We start from the raw sequence: 13,885 nt of genomic DNA, 5'->3' as shown, positions 1-13,885 counted from the left end.
GAAGATCATGCGCTCGATAAGAGACCGTATTCGCCACGCCATCAGCTTTGAAATCATCGGGCTTCTGATGATGGTGCCGCTCGGCGCTTTCGTCTTCGACATGCCGGCCGAACATATGGGCATTGTCGGCGTCGTGTCTGCGACGGTCGCGACCGGCTGGAACTACCTCTACAATCTGGGTTTCGACCGCTTTCTGCAGGCGCGACGGGGTACGACGCTAAAGACGCCTGCCTTGCGCATTGCTCATGCGGTGCTGTTCGAAATCGGTCTGCTGGTCGTGCTGATGCCGTTTATCGCGTGGTATCTGCAGATTACCCTTCTCCATGCGCTGACAATGGATATCGCGATCGCGCTGTTCTACGTGGTCTATGCCTATCTCTTCAATCTTGGCTACGACAAGCTGTTCCCGCTGCCGGAATGGAAGACCCAGGAAGCCGCCTGACCATCAGAGTTTCGGACGGTGCAATACGCCAGTCCGATGGAAGCCTGAATGTCTCGGCAAACCCGATCTCTCCGGCGCGCGTGATCCGCAGAGCCCGGGTTTCCTCTCGGCGGCCGATCCAGCCGACGCCAAGAGCGCGGTCCAGCAGCGCCGCACCCATTTGTCCCGCCAGATGCGGCCGTCGCTCGCTCCAATCGAGGCATGTCCGGCAGAGCGGGCGTTTCGAACGGGTCAGCTGTTCGAGATCGATCCCGAAATCACAAAAGAACCGTCTGCCCTCGTCGGTGATCAGGCCGGCTCCATCGCCGAGCAGCATGTAGCCGCTTCCTGTTAGGGCATCGGCGAGCGCGATGGCGAGACGGCCGGCCATGTGATCGTAACAGGTGCGGGCAAGCCGTAACGCTTCGTCTTTCGGGCCGACAGGATGATGGCGCTTCGGCCCATCCGCGGCGACTGCCATCAACGCGTGGATCGCGTGCGCGACTTCCGGAGAGGCAAGTCGGTAATAGCGGTGCCTGCCCTGCTTCTCAACCTCGATCAGGCGAGCCTGCGCCAGTTTGCCGAGATGGCCGCTGGTGGTCTGCGCGGTGACGCCGGCGTGGCGTGCCAGTTCGCCCGCCGTCAGCGCCTGTCCGCCCATCAGCGCGGACAGCATGTTGGCGCGTGCAGCATCGCCGATCAGGCTTGCAACTTCCGCAATCGTATTTCCTGAAACCATATTGGGCATGATCCAGTTCTAGCACCGGAAAACTTTGCCGTCAGCGGTCAACGGTTCGGCCGTCGTCGAAGCATTTCTTTTCCTGGTTCCGCTAAGAGGGGCGGAGATTGCATTCATGGGGACAGGAACTGGAATGGCGGACACCAAAACAAGCATGGCAACGGATCTGTTGCTGCTCCTCACGCTCGCGACGCTTTGGGGCGCGTCCTACACGCTGATCAAAGTCGGTGTGGAGACGATTTCGCCTGTCACCTTTATTGCCGTCAGAACACTGGTCGCCGGGCTCATTCTCGCTGCGGCACTACGCCTTCGCGGATTGAAGCTGCCGACCGACCGGCAGACCTGGAAGCTTTTCACGGTTCAGGCCTGCCTCAACAGCGCGGTCCCCTTCACCCTCATCGCCTGGGCCGAACAGACGACCGATGCGGGCCTTGCCACCATCTTGAGTTCAACGACGCCGATCTTCGCCTTTCTTTTGACGGCGCTGATCACCCGCCATGAAAGCGTCTCTGCGGCCAAGCTGTTTGGAGTTGCCGCAGGCATTGTCGGCATATGCCTGATCGTCGGCATGGAGGCGCTTGCCGGCTCGGGCGAGAACCTCTGGGCGCAACTCGCCATCGTGGCGGCGACGATCTGCTATGCGGCGGCTGCCATCTTCGGCAAGAATTTTAAAGGATTGGACCCGATGATGCCCGCCGCGGGATCGCTGATCGCAGGGGCGGCCATCCTCATTCCCGTGAGCCTCGTGGTCGACAGACCCTGGACGCTGACGCCCAGCACCGACTCGACGCTCGCCCTGTTGGCGCTCGCGGTATTTTCGACGGCGCTCGCCTTCGTCATCTATTTCCGGCTGGTGCAGACGCTGGGCTCCGTCGGCACGACGGCGCAGGCCTATCTGCGGGTGCCGATCGGCGTTGGCATCGGCGTCGTGTTTCTCGGCGAAACGCTTGCCTCGACAGCCTGGCTCGGTCTCGCCTGCGTCGTGACCGGTGTGATTGCCATGACGCTGCCGGCTAGGAGACGCGGTGCTCAGGCTTCCATTGAGTAACCGGCACCGCGGACCGTGCGGATGACATCCTGCATGTTGGAGAAGTTGAGTGCCTTCCGCAGGCGCCCCACATGCACGTCGACGGTGCGTTCGTCGACATAGATGTCATGACCCCAGACGCCGTCGAGCAGCTGCGAGCGCGAAAAGACGCGGCTGGGTGAGGCCATCAGGAATTCCAGAAGTCTAAACTCTGTCGGCCCGAGGCGAACTTCGCGGCTCTTGCGGTGAACGCGATGGGTTTCGCGATCGAGTTCGATATCGCCGCATTTGAGGACGCTCGAAAGGACCTCCGGTCGGGCACGGCGCAGCATCGCCTTGACGCGGGCCATCAGTTCCGGCGTCGAGAAAGGCTTGACCACATAGTCGTCTGCGCCGGTGGCAAGCCCGCGAACGCGCTCGCTTTCTTCGCCGCGCGCCGTCAGCATGATGATCGGCAGGCGTTCCGTCTCCGGCCGCATACGCAGGCGACGGCAGAGTTCGATGCCTGAAACGCCCGGCAGCATCCAGTCGAGAATGAGAAGATCCGGAACGCGCTCCTGAAGCCTGATTTCCGCTTCGTCACCGCGAAGCACGGTATCGACCTCGTAACCCTCGGCCTCCAGGTTATACCGAAGGAGGACGCTGAGGGCCTCTTCGTCTTCCACGACTGCGATCTTCGGCTGCATTCCGACTTGCTCCGTCACTCGTCCCGAACCGCACTTAGATCCGCCAGATCCGCTCGCGCTGCTTCAGGTCATTGGTTTTGGCAGTTATCGTCCCGAAACCGGCAGGCGATTTCGGGAGAGCTGCATCATGTCCCGGCGGAGCCGAGCATGTTGGACGTATCGTCCTTCGGACGTTCGCCCTCCGGCTGTGCGCCGGTCGCGATGTAGTAGATGGTCTCGGCGATATTCGTCGCGTGGTCGCCGATGCGCTCGATGTTCTTGGCGCAGAACAGGAGATGGGTGCACGTGGTGATGTTGCGCGGATCCTCCATCATGTAGGTGAGGAGTTCGCGGAACAGCGAGGTGTACATCGCGTCAATCTCTTCATCGCGCTGGCGGATGATTTCGGCTTTTTCCGCGGAGCGGTTGGCGAAGACATCAAGAACGTCCTTGAGCTGCACCAGCGCCAGTTCGGAAAGATGCTCCAGACCACGGGCGAGCTTGCGCGGGACGCCTGTTCCCTGCACGGCGAGCACGCGCTTGGCGGTGTTCTTACCAAGGTCGCCGACGCGTTCCAGGTCAGCTGCAATGCGCAGCGTGCCGATGATCTCGCGAAGATCGGCCGCCATTGGCTGGCGCTTGGCGATGGTGACGATCGCCTTGTCCTGGATATCGCGCTCGGCGTGGTCGAGAATGACGTCGTCGGAGATGACCTTCTGGGCGAGTGCGGAGTCGGAGTTGACGAGCGCACGCACGGCATCTCCGCACATCTGTTCAGCGAGACCGCCCATTTCGGAAATCCGGCGGTTCAGGTATTTCAGTTCCTCGTCATAGGCCGAGAGAATATGGGTCGAAACCATGTGTCTGATCCTTGATGTCTGCAGTTGCGGCTGACGGGCTCTGCGCCCGCATCAGCCGAAGCGGCCCATGATGTAATCCTGGGTGCGCTGGTCATCCGGATTGGTGAACATCTTGTCGGTATCGTTTTCCTCGACCAGGTGGCCGAGATGGAACATCGCCGTGCGCTGCGAAACGCGGGCCGCCTGCTGCATCGAGTGGGTGACGATCACGATCGTGTAGTTGGCGCGCAGTTCGTGGATCAGTTCCTCGACCTTGGCCGTAGCAATCGGGTCGAGTGCCGAGCACGGCTCGTCCATCAGAATGACTTCAGGCGAAACGGCGATCGCACGGGCGATGCAAAGGCGCTGCTGCTGACCGCCGGAAAGGCCGGTACCGCCTTCATGCAGGCGATCCTTGACTTCTGCCCAGAGGCCGGCGCGCTGCAGGCTTGCCTCGACGATCGCGTCCATTTCCGTTTTGCCACGGGCAAGGCCGTGGATGCGGGGACCGTAGGCAATGTTCTCGTAGATCGACTTCGGGAACGGGTTCGGCTTCTGGAACACCATGCCGACCCGGGCACGCAGCTCCACGACGTCGATTTCCTTGTCGTAGATATCGTCGCCGTCGAGCGTGATCTTGCCGGTGACGCGGCAACCCTCGATCGTATCGTTCATGCGGTTCATCGTGCGCAGGAAGGTGGACTTGCCGCAGCCGGACGGACCGATCAAAGCAGTGACGGTATTTTGGCGGACATTCAGGTTCACGTCATAAAGAGCGCGCTTGTCACCGTAATAAACGGAGACATCCTTGCCGATCATCTTATATGCAACGTCGTTCATTTTCTTGTCCAGCGCCTTCTCAACTGCAGCTTCTGACATCATGTTCATTGCTTCCCCCTTCCTCTACCAACGCCGTTCGAAGCGGCGTCGCAAGAGAATTGCGCCAACATTCATCAAGATCAGGAACAGGAGCAGGATCATGATCGCTCCCGAGGTTCGTTCAACGAAGGCGCGTTCCGCCTCGTTGGCCCACATGTAGATCTGTACCGGCAGTGCCGTCGACGGATCCATCGGCGTGGTCGGATAGTTCGCCACGAAGGCGACCATTCCGATCAAGAGGAGCGGCGCCGTTTCGCCGAGGGCGTGCGCGAGGCCGATGATCGTACCGGTCAGGATACCGGGCATGGCAAGCGGCAGGACATGGTGGAAGATGGTCTGCATCTTCGAGGCACCGAGCCCGAGCGCTGCAGCACGGATCGACGGTGGCACTGCTTTCAGCGCCGCGCGGGTGGCGATGATAATGGTCGGAAGCGTCATCAGCGTCAGCACCAGGCCGCCGACCAGCGAGGCCGAGCGCGGCAGGCCCATGAAGTTGATGAAGACCGCGAGACCCAACAGACCGTAGACTATCGACGGGACCGCTGCGAGATTGTTGATGTTGACCTCGATCAGGTCCGTGAACCGGTTCTTCGGGGCAAACTCTTCAAGATAGATCGAGGCTGCGACGCCGATCGGCAGGGACAGGACGAGCACGATCAGCATCATATAGAAGGAGCCAATCAGAGCGACGCCGACGCCAGCTGCTTCCGGACGGCTGGACGCGCCGTTGAAGAAAATGCCGGTGTTGAATTCCTTGGCGAGCGCACCGCTGTCGGTCAGCTGCTTCATCCATCCGACCTGCTGGTCGGACACCTTGCGGCTGGTTTCCGCCACGTCGAGATTGATCTGGCCTTTCACGGCGCTGTCGATATCGCCGGCTGCCAGAAGCGAAACCGTCTGGGTCGTGCCGATGATCTCAGGATCGGAAACGACCATATCGCGCAGCTGGCCACGAACGCCGTCCGAAATCATCTGGTTGACGGCACGCAGACCCTGGCGATCGTTTTCGGCGACGCCCAGAACCTTCGCCAGCGCATTGCGGGCGACGATCGGGTAGTTGGCCGTCATCAGCTTGGCCGGATCCGTAGCCCGCACATTATCCTTGTCGATGATCTGCTGCGAGAACTCGACAGGGATGGTGATCATCGTCTGCTGGAAGGCGGTGTAGCCCTTGGAGACGACCGACCACAGAAGGAGCATCAGGAACAGGATGCCGAACGAGAGAGCAGCGATGCCATAGGCACGAAAGCGGCGCTCGGCGGCGTAGCGGCGTTTGATACCGATATCGCGACGGGCAGGCTTGGCCAAGACGCCGGCGGTGGAGGAAACCACGTCGGTCATTCGTACTGCTCCCGGTATTTGCGCACGATGTAGAGCGCGTAGATGTTGAGGCAAAGCGTGATCGCAAACAGCGTGATGCCGAGTGCGAAGGCGACAAGCGTCTGCGGCGAGGTGAATTCAAGGTCGCCCGTCAGCTGGCTGACGATCTTGACGGTCACCGTCGTCATCGGCTCGAACGGGTTGAGCTGCATGCGGGCGGCGACGCCGGCGGCGAGCACTACGATCATGGTTTCGCCGATGGCGCGCGAGGCGGTCATCAGAAGTGCGCCGACGATGCCCGGCAGTGCTGCCGGCAGGACGACCTTCTTGATGGTTTCGGACTGGGTGGCGCCGAGACCGAGCGAGCCGTCACGAAGCGTTCCCGGCACGGCGGTGATGATGTCGTCCGACAGCGACGAGACGTAAGGGATCAGCATGATGCCCATGACGAAGCCGGCAGTGAGAACGCTCTGTGCCTGGATGAAGTTGGCGTAATCGCCTGTGACAAGGCCGTTCAGCTGCGAAGACAGGTCGCGCAGGAACGGGCCGACCGTCGTCAGGGCAAAGAAGCCGTAGACGATGGTGGGAATGCCGGCGAGAACTTCGAGCAGAGGCTTTGCGACGGAGCGGACACCGCGGGAGGCGTATTCCGACATGTAGATCGCGGAAAACAGACCGCTCGGGACGGCAACGAGCATGGCGACGAAGCCGATATAGAGTGTGCCGAGAAGCAGCGGGATAAGGCCGAACTGACCAGCCGAGTCCGTGGCGCCGGCGGCCGCAAAGCGCGGATCCCACACGGTGCCGAAGAAGAATTCCCACGGCGGGATGCTGGTGAAGAAATGGGTCGCTTCCGTCAGCATCGAGGCGACGATGCCGACCGTCGTCAGGATCGCGATCGAGGATGCGACGACGAGGCTGGCGAGGATCACCTTCTCGACACGGTTGCGAGCCCGAAACCGCGGCGCGATGCGCGTGTAGGAAAAGCCGGCGCCGATCAGGGCTGCCAGAAGGACTACCGCGGTCATAACCCAGTTGCTGATCTTGGTCATGACGTTGAGATCGCCAGCGGACTCGACCATGTATGGTTCGGGGTCGCCGGCAAGCGGGACGCCCTTAGCGCCAAGCGCTGCGCGCAGTTCGACGGGATTTCCGCCGATGCGCTCGATCTCGTCCAGGCTCAGTACGTTCATGCCGCGCGCAAGCGAGCTTACCATGCCGAAGGAGAGACCCTGTTCGGCCGGCGAACGCGCCTTTACGTCTTCAGGAAAGCCATCGAGGACAGTAGAGTTGATATAGAGGGGGCTGACGACCAGCCACGCGGCCAGGATGAGAACCGACGGCAGAACGGCGCAGAGTGCGACGAAGGTGCCGTAGTAGCCCGGACGTGAATGAAGCTTTGAGGAACGGCCGCCAGCGATTGCCAGGGCGTGCCTGGTTCCGACAACGTAACAAGCGATCGCAATTATCGCCAGAATCAATAAAATCAATGGTGTGCTCATTAAAATCCCCCGGCCTACCGCCATCGACGGCACCCATTACCGCACAAATCCCACCATCGGAATCAATATGTTTCGCCATCCAAAACGCAGCGACTGACGCCAGGCTTTGCTTCTGTCGCACGACGGACAAGTCGCCGCCTGGCACGAAAGAAGACCGGCGCCGCAAGAAGCGGCGCCGGAATTTTGATTACATGGTCTTGCCGGCTTCGAAGTCCTTGCGGACCTGTTCGCGCTGATCGTCCGGAGCAGCAACCAGGCCGTATTCGGCGAGCGGGCTGTCAGGGCCGATCATTTCGTCGGAGATGAAGAACTCAACATATTCCTTGAGGCCTGGAATAACGCCGAGGTGAGCCTTCTTGACGTAGAAGAACAGAGGGCGCGACACCGGGTACTTGCCCGAAGCAATGGTTTCGGTGGAAGCAACGACATCCGAAACGGTCGCGACCTTCAGCTTGTCCATGTTGTTTTCATAGAAGGCCAGGCCGAAAACGCCGAGGCCGGTCTTGTTGGCCGAGATGCGAGCCAGCGTTTCGGTGTAATCGCCGTCGATGTCGACAGCTGCGCCGTCCTTGCGAACTGCAACGCACTTGGCAGCAGCCTGCTTGGCATCGGTGATGGCAGCCTTGATGACGTCCGTCGCGCCGGCTTCCTTGCAGCCTTCAGCCATGATCTTCTCTTCGAAGACTTCGCGGGTGCCGTGCTTGGAGCCTGGGATGTAAGCTGCGATCGGGCCCTTCGGCAGGGTCGCATTGACTTCCGACCAGTTCTTGTAAGGGTTGGCAACGAGCTTGCCGTCGACGACGACTTCAGCGGCCAATGCCTTGTAGAGATCCTTCGGGGTGATCTTCATGTCGCCGTTCGACGAGTCGGCGGCGAATACGATACCGTCGTAACCGATGCGGATTTCCTGGACGTCCGTGACGCCGGCAGCCTTGCAGGCTTCGGCTTCGCTCTTGTTGATCTTGCGCGAAGCGTTGGCGACATCGATCGTGCCTTCGCCGACGCCGGAGCAGAATGCCTTCAGACCGCCGCCCGTGCCGCCGGACTCAACAACCGGTGCCTTGAAGTTCGGGTTGGTCTCGGCAAAGGTCTCGGCAACGATCTTCGCGTAGGGAAGAACGGTGGAGGAGCCGGCAACCTGAACCTGGTCGCGTGCGGATGCAACGCCGGCAAAGGCAACAGAGGCCACGAGGGCTGCTGCGGAAAGTTTGAACATGTTCATCGAAGTTCTCCCGGTATGGGTTTCCAGAAATCTTGTCATGCCGGCCTCTTAGACATTTGCCGGCTCTCGGCCCGCTGGTCATAGCCGCCCTTGGCCTTAGCTTTTATGTCACTTCGGTGAAACATTTGTGACAATTCAAGCTGTTGAAAATATTGACGTTCTGGAAGAGACCGGGAAAACTGGGTTGGTTTTATGTCAGAAACGGACGGTAAACTCCGTCCCCTTGCCGAGTTCCGACTTCACAAGCAGGCGGGCGCGGTGCCTGGTGAGGATATGCTTGACGATGGCAAGCCCCAATCCGGTGCCCTTCTTGGAGCGGCTGTCGGCGACGCTGACGCGGTAGAAACGCTCGGTCAGGCGCGGAACGTGCTCCGCCGGTATGCCCGGCCCCTTGTCGATGACATTGACTTCAACCGGCAGCCTGCCGCCGCCTTTCAGGAAGACATCGACGAACTTGCCCTCCTGACCATACTTGCAGGCATTCTCGATGAGGTTCTCGATCACTTCGATCAGTTCGTCTCGATCGCCCAGCACATCGACCCTGCCTTCGGGAAGATGCAGGCGGATTTCGACGCCCAGTTCCTCAGCCAAAGGCAAGAGCGCGTCGCTGACATGGATGATCAGCGGCTTCAGGTCCACGGTCTGGTCCGGAGCGATATGCGACTTCAGTTCCAGCCGCGACAGGGAGAGAAGGTCGTCCACCAGTCGGCTCATCCTGGTCGCCTGGTCGAGCATGATGCCGAGAAAGCGTTCCTGCGCCTTCGGATCGCCGCGAGCCGGGCCCTGGATTGTCTCGATGAAGCCTCTGAGCGAGGCAAGCGGCGTTCTCAGCTCATGGCTTGCATTGGCGACGAAATCGGATCGCATCCGGTCGATGCTGCGCAGTTCGGAGACATCGCGGAACGACAGGAGGTAATAGTTTCCCATGCCCGGCGCCAGGCCGCCGATATCGATCGGCGCCACGCGCAGGATGAAGACCCGTTCGGACGGAAGGCGCTCAGAATGTTCGATCTGGTTCGGCTGGCCGGTTGCGATAGTTTCGCGCAGCATGTCGAGAATGCCGGGCGACCGCAGCCGCGCCGTCAGATGGGTGCCGATCGGCAGATCGCCGAAGGCCCGCTCCGCTGCCTTGTTGCGGTAGAGAACGGTGATGTCTCCACCCAGCACCACGACCGGCATGTCCAGCGTGCCGAGAGTTGCCGAGATCAGCGGCAGCGGGTCGAAGACGGGTGGCTCCGGAACAGGCATTTCAACCGGTACGACAGGTATCTCCGGCAAGGGCCGGGACAGTACGGCGACGACGAGGGGAAGCCAGAGCGCGAAGACCAGAAGATCGTTCGCGCCGGCAACAAAAGCGATCACCGCGATCGTCGAGAGCAGCAGAAGCAGCAGCCACTCGCGCCGGAAGCGAAGTGCCAGCTCTTGCGCAAACCCGCGCTCTTCCTTCGGCAACGCTTCCACGCGCGAACCCCTTTTTGTTTGGTCGAACTTGCGGTCATATAACGCTTGCATGACAGATATGCATCGGTCCTGAGGGAAACCTCAAGCCCTGCAAACCGTTGAAGCAGTCGCAGCCGTTTCGGCCGCCGAAGGAAAAAGGACAGCAATCATGGCAGAGACAAGCAGCCGGTCAGCGGAACTGGAAATCGATGGCAAGCTGAGGCATTTCGACATTGACGATCCGAAACTGCCCGGCTGGGTGCATGATCACGCGCTGGAATCCGGCGGCTTTCCCTATGACCACAAGTTGGACAAGGAGAAATACGCCAAGCAGCTGGAGAAGCTGCAGATCGAGCTCGTGAAGGTGCAGTACTGGCTGCAGGATACCGGCAAGCGGATGATTGCGCTGTTCGAGGGGCGGGATGCTGCCGGCAAGGGCGGTACGATCATGTCCATCCGCTCCTATATCAATCCGCGATCTGCACGCGTGGTGGCGTTGAGCAAACCTTCGCCCACCGAAGCGGGCCAGTGGTATTTCCAGCGTTACGTGTCGCACTTCCCGACGTCGGGCGAGATCGTGCTGTTCGACCGCTCCTGGTACAATCGCGCGGTGGTCGAGCCTGTCATGGGCTTCTGCAAGCCGGGCCAATACGAAGCCTTTATGAAGGACGTGCCGCAATTCGAGGAGATGATCGTCGACGACGATATCCATCTGTTCAAGTTCTGGCTGGATATCGGCCAGGAAATGCAGCTGAAGCGGTTTCACGACCGGCGCCACGATCCGTTGAAGATCTGGAAGCTTTCGCCGATGGACATCGCGGCACTCAACAAATGGCCTGACTACACCGCAAAGCGCGACCAGATGCTGGAGCGAACACACAGCAAGCTTGCGCCATGGACGGTGGTGCTGGCAAACGACAAGCGGCGTGCGCATCTGAACGTCATCCGCCACATCCTTGGATCCCTCGATTACGAGGGGAAAGACAGGGATGCGATCGGCGAGATCGACGACAAGATCCTCGGCTTTGGCAGCAAGTTCCTGAAATAGAGACAGACAGGTGAGCGAGCCGGACGACGTTGTCGTCCGGCGTTCGGGGTTCAGCCTGCGGGCAAAATGCGGACGGAGTAGAGCAGGACCGGTCTGTCGGCACCGTCGAGGCCGGTATTGATCAGGATGCGACCCGGCGCGTTTGGCGCGATCGCCCGGTCGAAGCTGACCTTGAACAGGGCTTCCAGTCGCTCCTGGGTTGCCGTGAACCGATGTCTTGCGCAGCCCCCAAGGCTGCCGAAATCGCAGCGTATCGACATCTGGACACCTTGGTTGCCGCCAGCCTGGACGGTGACTGCGATGGTGGCCGGCCCGCCTGCCAGACGCTGCAATACATCCGCCGGAACCGTGACGGCGATATCACCGCCGGTTTGCGGGGTTGCCGACAGGAGCCGAACGGCTGGACCTTCCGAACCGGTTGCAGCCTCTGCCTTTGCCTCGCGACCGACCTGCAGCGTATCGATCTGCTTCGGTTCGAAGACCTGCGCCCATTCATCGGAAAAGCCGCCGCGAGGATCGAAGCGCGCATTGGGACCCGCCTGCGATTGCGACGCCCGGTTGGCGGCCTGCAGGGCCTCGTCCATCACCGACTGGACCAGACCCGAATTATAAAAATACCAGCAGGCGACGCCGACGACTGCAAGCGAGATGATCCATTTCAGCAGCCAGGAGATCAGCCGCTGACGACGGCTCTTGCGCGGCTTGGCTGCAGGGTTCGTCTCGGCGTCGCGCGATCCGCGCCGCTTCCTGCCGCGCTCGGGCTTGGCAACAGGCGGTTGGCCACGTTGCACGCGGTCCGGCTCGACCGAGGTCAGTCCATCCATCTGCGGCACTTCGGATGAAGCCGGACGGAAATCCGGTCGCGCGGCGCCGAGACTTCCGAGATCCCCGGCCGACTGGACATCGTTGGGCTGCCTCTGGTCATTTGCCGGGGATGGCGCGCGTGTTGCGCCGCCGAGACCGGTATCCGGATCGGGGACGGCTACCCTTTCATCCGCAACGATCGGGGCTGCGACATCTGGAGCTGCGGCTCTGGCCGTGGCGGCAGGTGCGACGACCGGGTCGATGACAGGATGAGTGATCTCGTCAGGCTCGATAGCGGGACCGGCCAGCCGGTCCACTTCCTCCGTCTCGATCTCGCGGATCTTTTCTTCCAGCCGCTTTTGCTGCTGCATGACAATCAGCTTGTCGGTCACGCCCTGGCGCTGCAGACCTGCTTCCAGCGCCTGTCGCGCCGACTGATAAATCCGTGCCCGCGTGTCGCCATCGGTCCGATCGGAACGATCAAGGGCATTCCTGATGGCTGTTTCCAAACCGCTCACTGCGGATCCTTCCGATTGTGCATACCCGACTGCCGGCCTTGCTGAAAAGACGGCGTTAATTTTCGGTAACCTCTCCGTCGCCGAACTGCAAGCCGGTGGTCAATGGCCTTCCTTCGCCAAGATTGGGGAGAAGATATGGTTAGGCTTGAGAATGCCGCGGAAACAGACGCTTATCGAGCCGCCAGTGCGCATGGCACGCATACCTTCGCCAGACGGAGCCATCTTTCCCGAGCCGAGTGCATCTGCTAAAACCGATATTACGTGTGCGTAAACGTAAACCAAAAGGAGATTGCCGATGCTTCCGGACGTGCTGAGACAAGGACTGCGAATTCCCGTCGTGGCGTCGCCGCTGTTCATCATCTCGCATCCGGCACTGACCTTGGCGCAGTGCAAGGCCGGCGTTATCGGCGCCTTCCCTGCCCTCAATGCTCGACCGGAAAGCCAGCTGGACGAATGGCTTGCCATGATGACCGAGGATCTTGCCACCTATAATGCGGCCAATCCCGACAGGCCCGCCGCACCGTTCGCCGTCAACCAGATCGTTCATACGTCCAACAGGCGGCTGGAACACGATCTGACGATGTCCGTGAAATACAAGGTGCCGATCGTCATCTCCTCGCTCGGCGCGGTGCCGGAAGTGAATGCAGCGGTCCATTCCTATGGCGGCATCGTGCTGCATGACGTCATCAACAACCGGCATGCGAAGTCCGCGATCCGCAAGGGTGCCGATGGGCTGATTGCTGTCGCAACCGGTGCCGGCGGTCATGCGGGGACGCTGTCTCCCTTCGCGCTTGTGCAGGAGATCCGCGAGTGGTTCGACGGCCCGCTCCTGCTCGCCGGCTCGATCGCCACCGGCGGCGGCATCTTGGCGGCGCAGGCGATGGGGGCCGACATGGCCTATATCGGCTCACCCTTCATCGCCACGCACGAGGCGCGCGCGGTTGACGGCTACAAGCAGATGATCGTCGAATCCTCCGCTTCCGATATCGTCTATTCCAACTATTTTACCGGCATCCACGGCAACTACCTGAAGGGCTCGGTGACGGCGATGGGGCTTGACCCGGACGCGCTTCCGAGCGCCGATCCGACCAAGATGGATTTCGACGCGGCTGTAAGCGGCCCGAAGGCCTGGAAGGACATCTGGGGTGCCGGCCAGGGCGTCGGCGCCGTCAAATCCGTGACATCAGTCGCAGATCTGGTCGGCCGGCTGGAGCGCGAATATGGCGAGGCCCGCAGCCGTCTTGCTCTCTGACAGCCCACGGACCGCAGTGATAAAATTTCACGCCAATCGAAAACCGGCTTGAAATCACGCCCCATTGCCTGTATCAGCGCCTTCACTCGCAGCAGGCAACACCTTGCGCTGCGTAGGCCGCTTTAGCTCAGGTGGTAGAGCACATCATTCGTAATGATGGGGTCAGAGGTTCGAGTCCTCTAAGCGGCACCATTTTTCCCAATACCTCT

Annotated in this window: 13 protein-coding genes and 1 tRNA gene; 5 read left to right on the top strand and 9 right to left on the bottom strand. The window is 60.9% G+C overall.

The window, feature by feature from the left end:
• The first annotated feature begins 7 nt into the window (after positions 1-7).
• Entirely contained in the window at positions 8-442 is a 435-nt protein-coding gene (locus ACQY1K_RS01965; protein ID WP_062453928.1) for a PACE efflux transporter, read from the top strand.
• On the opposite strand, the gene ACQY1K_RS01960 is transcribed toward ACQY1K_RS01965, so the two are convergent.
• Positions 381-1,169 carry an ArsR/SmtB family transcription factor gene (locus tag ACQY1K_RS01960; protein ID WP_192078195.1) on the bottom strand — a complete coding sequence of 263 codons (789 nt, stop codon included), beginning with the start codon at positions 1,167-1,169 and terminating at the stop codon, positions 381-383. The genes ACQY1K_RS01965 and ACQY1K_RS01960 overlap by 62 nt on opposite strands.
• Positions 1,170-1,293: 124 nt before the next feature.
• On the opposite strand from ACQY1K_RS01960, the gene ACQY1K_RS01955 reads away from it, so the two are divergent.
• Positions 1,294-2,208: a DMT family transporter gene (locus tag ACQY1K_RS01955; protein ID WP_430258178.1), complete on the top strand. Its 915-nt coding sequence runs from the start codon at positions 1,294-1,296 to the stop codon at positions 2,206-2,208.
• Here the strand turns inward: ACQY1K_RS01955 and phoB are convergent.
• The 7 genes from phoB to phoR form a co-directional block, all read right to left on the bottom strand.
• Positions 2,190-2,873 carry a phosphate regulon transcriptional regulator PhoB gene (gene phoB / locus ACQY1K_RS01950; RefSeq protein WP_062453930.1) on the bottom strand — a complete coding sequence of 228 codons (684 nt, stop codon included), beginning with the start codon at positions 2,871-2,873 and terminating at the stop codon, positions 2,190-2,192. The genes ACQY1K_RS01955 and phoB overlap by 19 nt on opposite strands.
• Positions 2,874-2,998: 125 nt before the next feature.
• Positions 2,999-3,712 carry a phosphate signaling complex protein PhoU gene (gene phoU / locus ACQY1K_RS01945; protein WP_062453931.1) on the bottom strand — a complete coding sequence of 238 codons (714 nt, stop codon included), beginning with the start codon at positions 3,710-3,712 and terminating at the stop codon, positions 2,999-3,001.
• Between the two features lie 51 nt (positions 3,713-3,763).
• Positions 3,764-4,579, bottom strand: coding sequence for a phosphate ABC transporter ATP-binding protein PstB (pstB, locus tag ACQY1K_RS01940; RefSeq protein WP_062453932.1), 816 nt, complete (start codon positions 4,577-4,579; stop codon positions 3,764-3,766).
• Between the two features lie 15 nt (positions 4,580-4,594).
• Positions 4,595-5,911, bottom strand: a complete 1,317-nt coding sequence (gene pstA / locus ACQY1K_RS01935; RefSeq protein ID WP_113109437.1) for a phosphate ABC transporter permease PstA — start codon at positions 5,909-5,911, stop codon at positions 4,595-4,597.
• Positions 5,908-7,392 carry a phosphate ABC transporter permease subunit PstC gene (gene pstC, locus ACQY1K_RS01930; RefSeq protein WP_062453934.1) on the bottom strand — a complete coding sequence of 495 codons (1,485 nt, stop codon included), beginning with the start codon at positions 7,390-7,392 and terminating at the stop codon, positions 5,908-5,910. The genes pstA and pstC overlap by 4 nt, the downstream gene beginning before the upstream one ends.
• Before the next feature lie 187 nt (positions 7,393-7,579).
• The gene (locus ACQY1K_RS01925; protein ID WP_062453935.1) at positions 7,580-8,614 is read right to left on the bottom strand and encodes a substrate-binding domain-containing protein; all 1,035 of its coding nucleotides are present in this window, start codon (positions 8,612-8,614) and stop codon (positions 7,580-7,582) included.
• Positions 8,615-8,809: 195 nt separating this feature from the next.
• The gene (gene phoR, locus ACQY1K_RS01920; RefSeq protein ID WP_209903039.1) at positions 8,810-10,126 is read right to left on the bottom strand and encodes a phosphate regulon sensor histidine kinase PhoR; all 1,317 of its coding nucleotides are present in this window, start codon (positions 10,124-10,126) and stop codon (positions 8,810-8,812) included.
• A gap of 97 nt (positions 10,127-10,223) precedes the next feature.
• Between phoR and ppk2 the strand changes: the two genes are divergently transcribed.
• Complete coding sequence (gene ppk2, locus ACQY1K_RS01915) at positions 10,224-11,102, top strand: polyphosphate kinase 2 (protein ID WP_062453936.1); 879 nt, start codon at positions 10,224-10,226, stop codon at positions 11,100-11,102.
• A gap of 50 nt (positions 11,103-11,152) precedes the next feature.
• On the opposite strand, the gene ACQY1K_RS01910 is transcribed toward ppk2, so the two are convergent.
• Positions 11,153-12,424, bottom strand: coding sequence for a hypothetical protein (locus ACQY1K_RS01910; protein ID WP_430258177.1), 1,272 nt, complete (start codon positions 12,422-12,424; stop codon positions 11,153-11,155).
• A gap of 295 nt (positions 12,425-12,719) precedes the next feature.
• On the opposite strand from ACQY1K_RS01910, the gene ACQY1K_RS01905 reads away from it, so the two are divergent.
• Together ACQY1K_RS01905 and ACQY1K_RS01900 are read left to right on the top strand one after the other, a co-directional pair.
• On the top strand, positions 12,720-13,676 hold the full coding sequence (locus ACQY1K_RS01905; protein ID WP_430258176.1) for an NAD(P)H-dependent flavin oxidoreductase: 957 nt from the start codon (positions 12,720-12,722) through the stop codon (positions 13,674-13,676).
• A gap of 116 nt (positions 13,677-13,792) precedes the next feature.
• Positions 13,793-13,868: transfer RNA gene (locus tag ACQY1K_RS01900), tRNA-Thr, on the top strand.
• Positions 13,869-13,885 lie beyond the last annotated feature (17 nt).

This window comes from Neorhizobium sp. IRS_2294 (genome assembly GCF_050500145.1).
Taxonomy (GTDB): domain Bacteria; phylum Pseudomonadota; class Alphaproteobacteria; order Rhizobiales; family Rhizobiaceae; genus Neorhizobium; species Neorhizobium soli.
This window is presented reverse-complemented; position numbering and strand designations above follow the sequence as displayed.

Excerpts from the sequence above, each read along its gene's own strand:
- ACQY1K_RS01965 (WP_062453928.1), top strand. The coding sequence starts at position 8 with ATGCGCTCGATAAGAGACCGTATTCGCCACGCCATCAGCTTTGAAATC.
- ACQY1K_RS01960 (WP_192078195.1), bottom strand. The coding sequence starts at position 1,169 with ATGCCCAATATGGTTTCAGGAAATACGATTGCGGAAGTTGCAAGCCTG.
- ACQY1K_RS01955 (WP_430258178.1), top strand. The coding sequence starts at position 1,294 with ATGGCGGACACCAAAACAAGCATGGCAACGGATCTGTTGCTGCTCCTC.
- phoB (WP_062453930.1), bottom strand. The coding sequence starts at position 2,873 with ATGCAGCCGAAGATCGCAGTCGTGGAAGACGAAGAGGCCCTCAGCGTC.
- phoU (WP_062453931.1), bottom strand. The coding sequence starts at position 3,712 with ATGGTTTCGACCCATATTCTCTCGGCCTATGACGAGGAACTGAAATAC.
- pstB (WP_062453932.1), bottom strand. The coding sequence starts at position 4,579 with ATGAACATGATGTCAGAAGCTGCAGTTGAGAAGGCGCTGGACAAGAAA.
- pstA (WP_113109437.1), bottom strand. The coding sequence starts at position 5,911 with ATGACCGACGTGGTTTCCTCCACCGCCGGCGTCTTGGCCAAGCCTGCC.
- pstC (WP_062453934.1), bottom strand. The coding sequence starts at position 7,392 with ATGAGCACACCATTGATTTTATTGATTCTGGCGATAATTGCGATCGCT.
- ACQY1K_RS01925 (WP_062453935.1), bottom strand. The coding sequence starts at position 8,614 with ATGAACATGTTCAAACTTTCCGCAGCAGCCCTCGTGGCCTCTGTTGCC.
- phoR (WP_209903039.1), bottom strand. The coding sequence starts at position 10,126 with ATGCAAGCGTTATATGACCGCAAGTTCGACCAAACAAAAAGGGGTTCG.
- ppk2 (WP_062453936.1), top strand. The coding sequence starts at position 10,224 with ATGGCAGAGACAAGCAGCCGGTCAGCGGAACTGGAAATCGATGGCAAG.
- ACQY1K_RS01905 (WP_430258176.1), top strand. The coding sequence starts at position 12,720 with ATGCTTCCGGACGTGCTGAGACAAGGACTGCGAATTCCCGTCGTGGCG.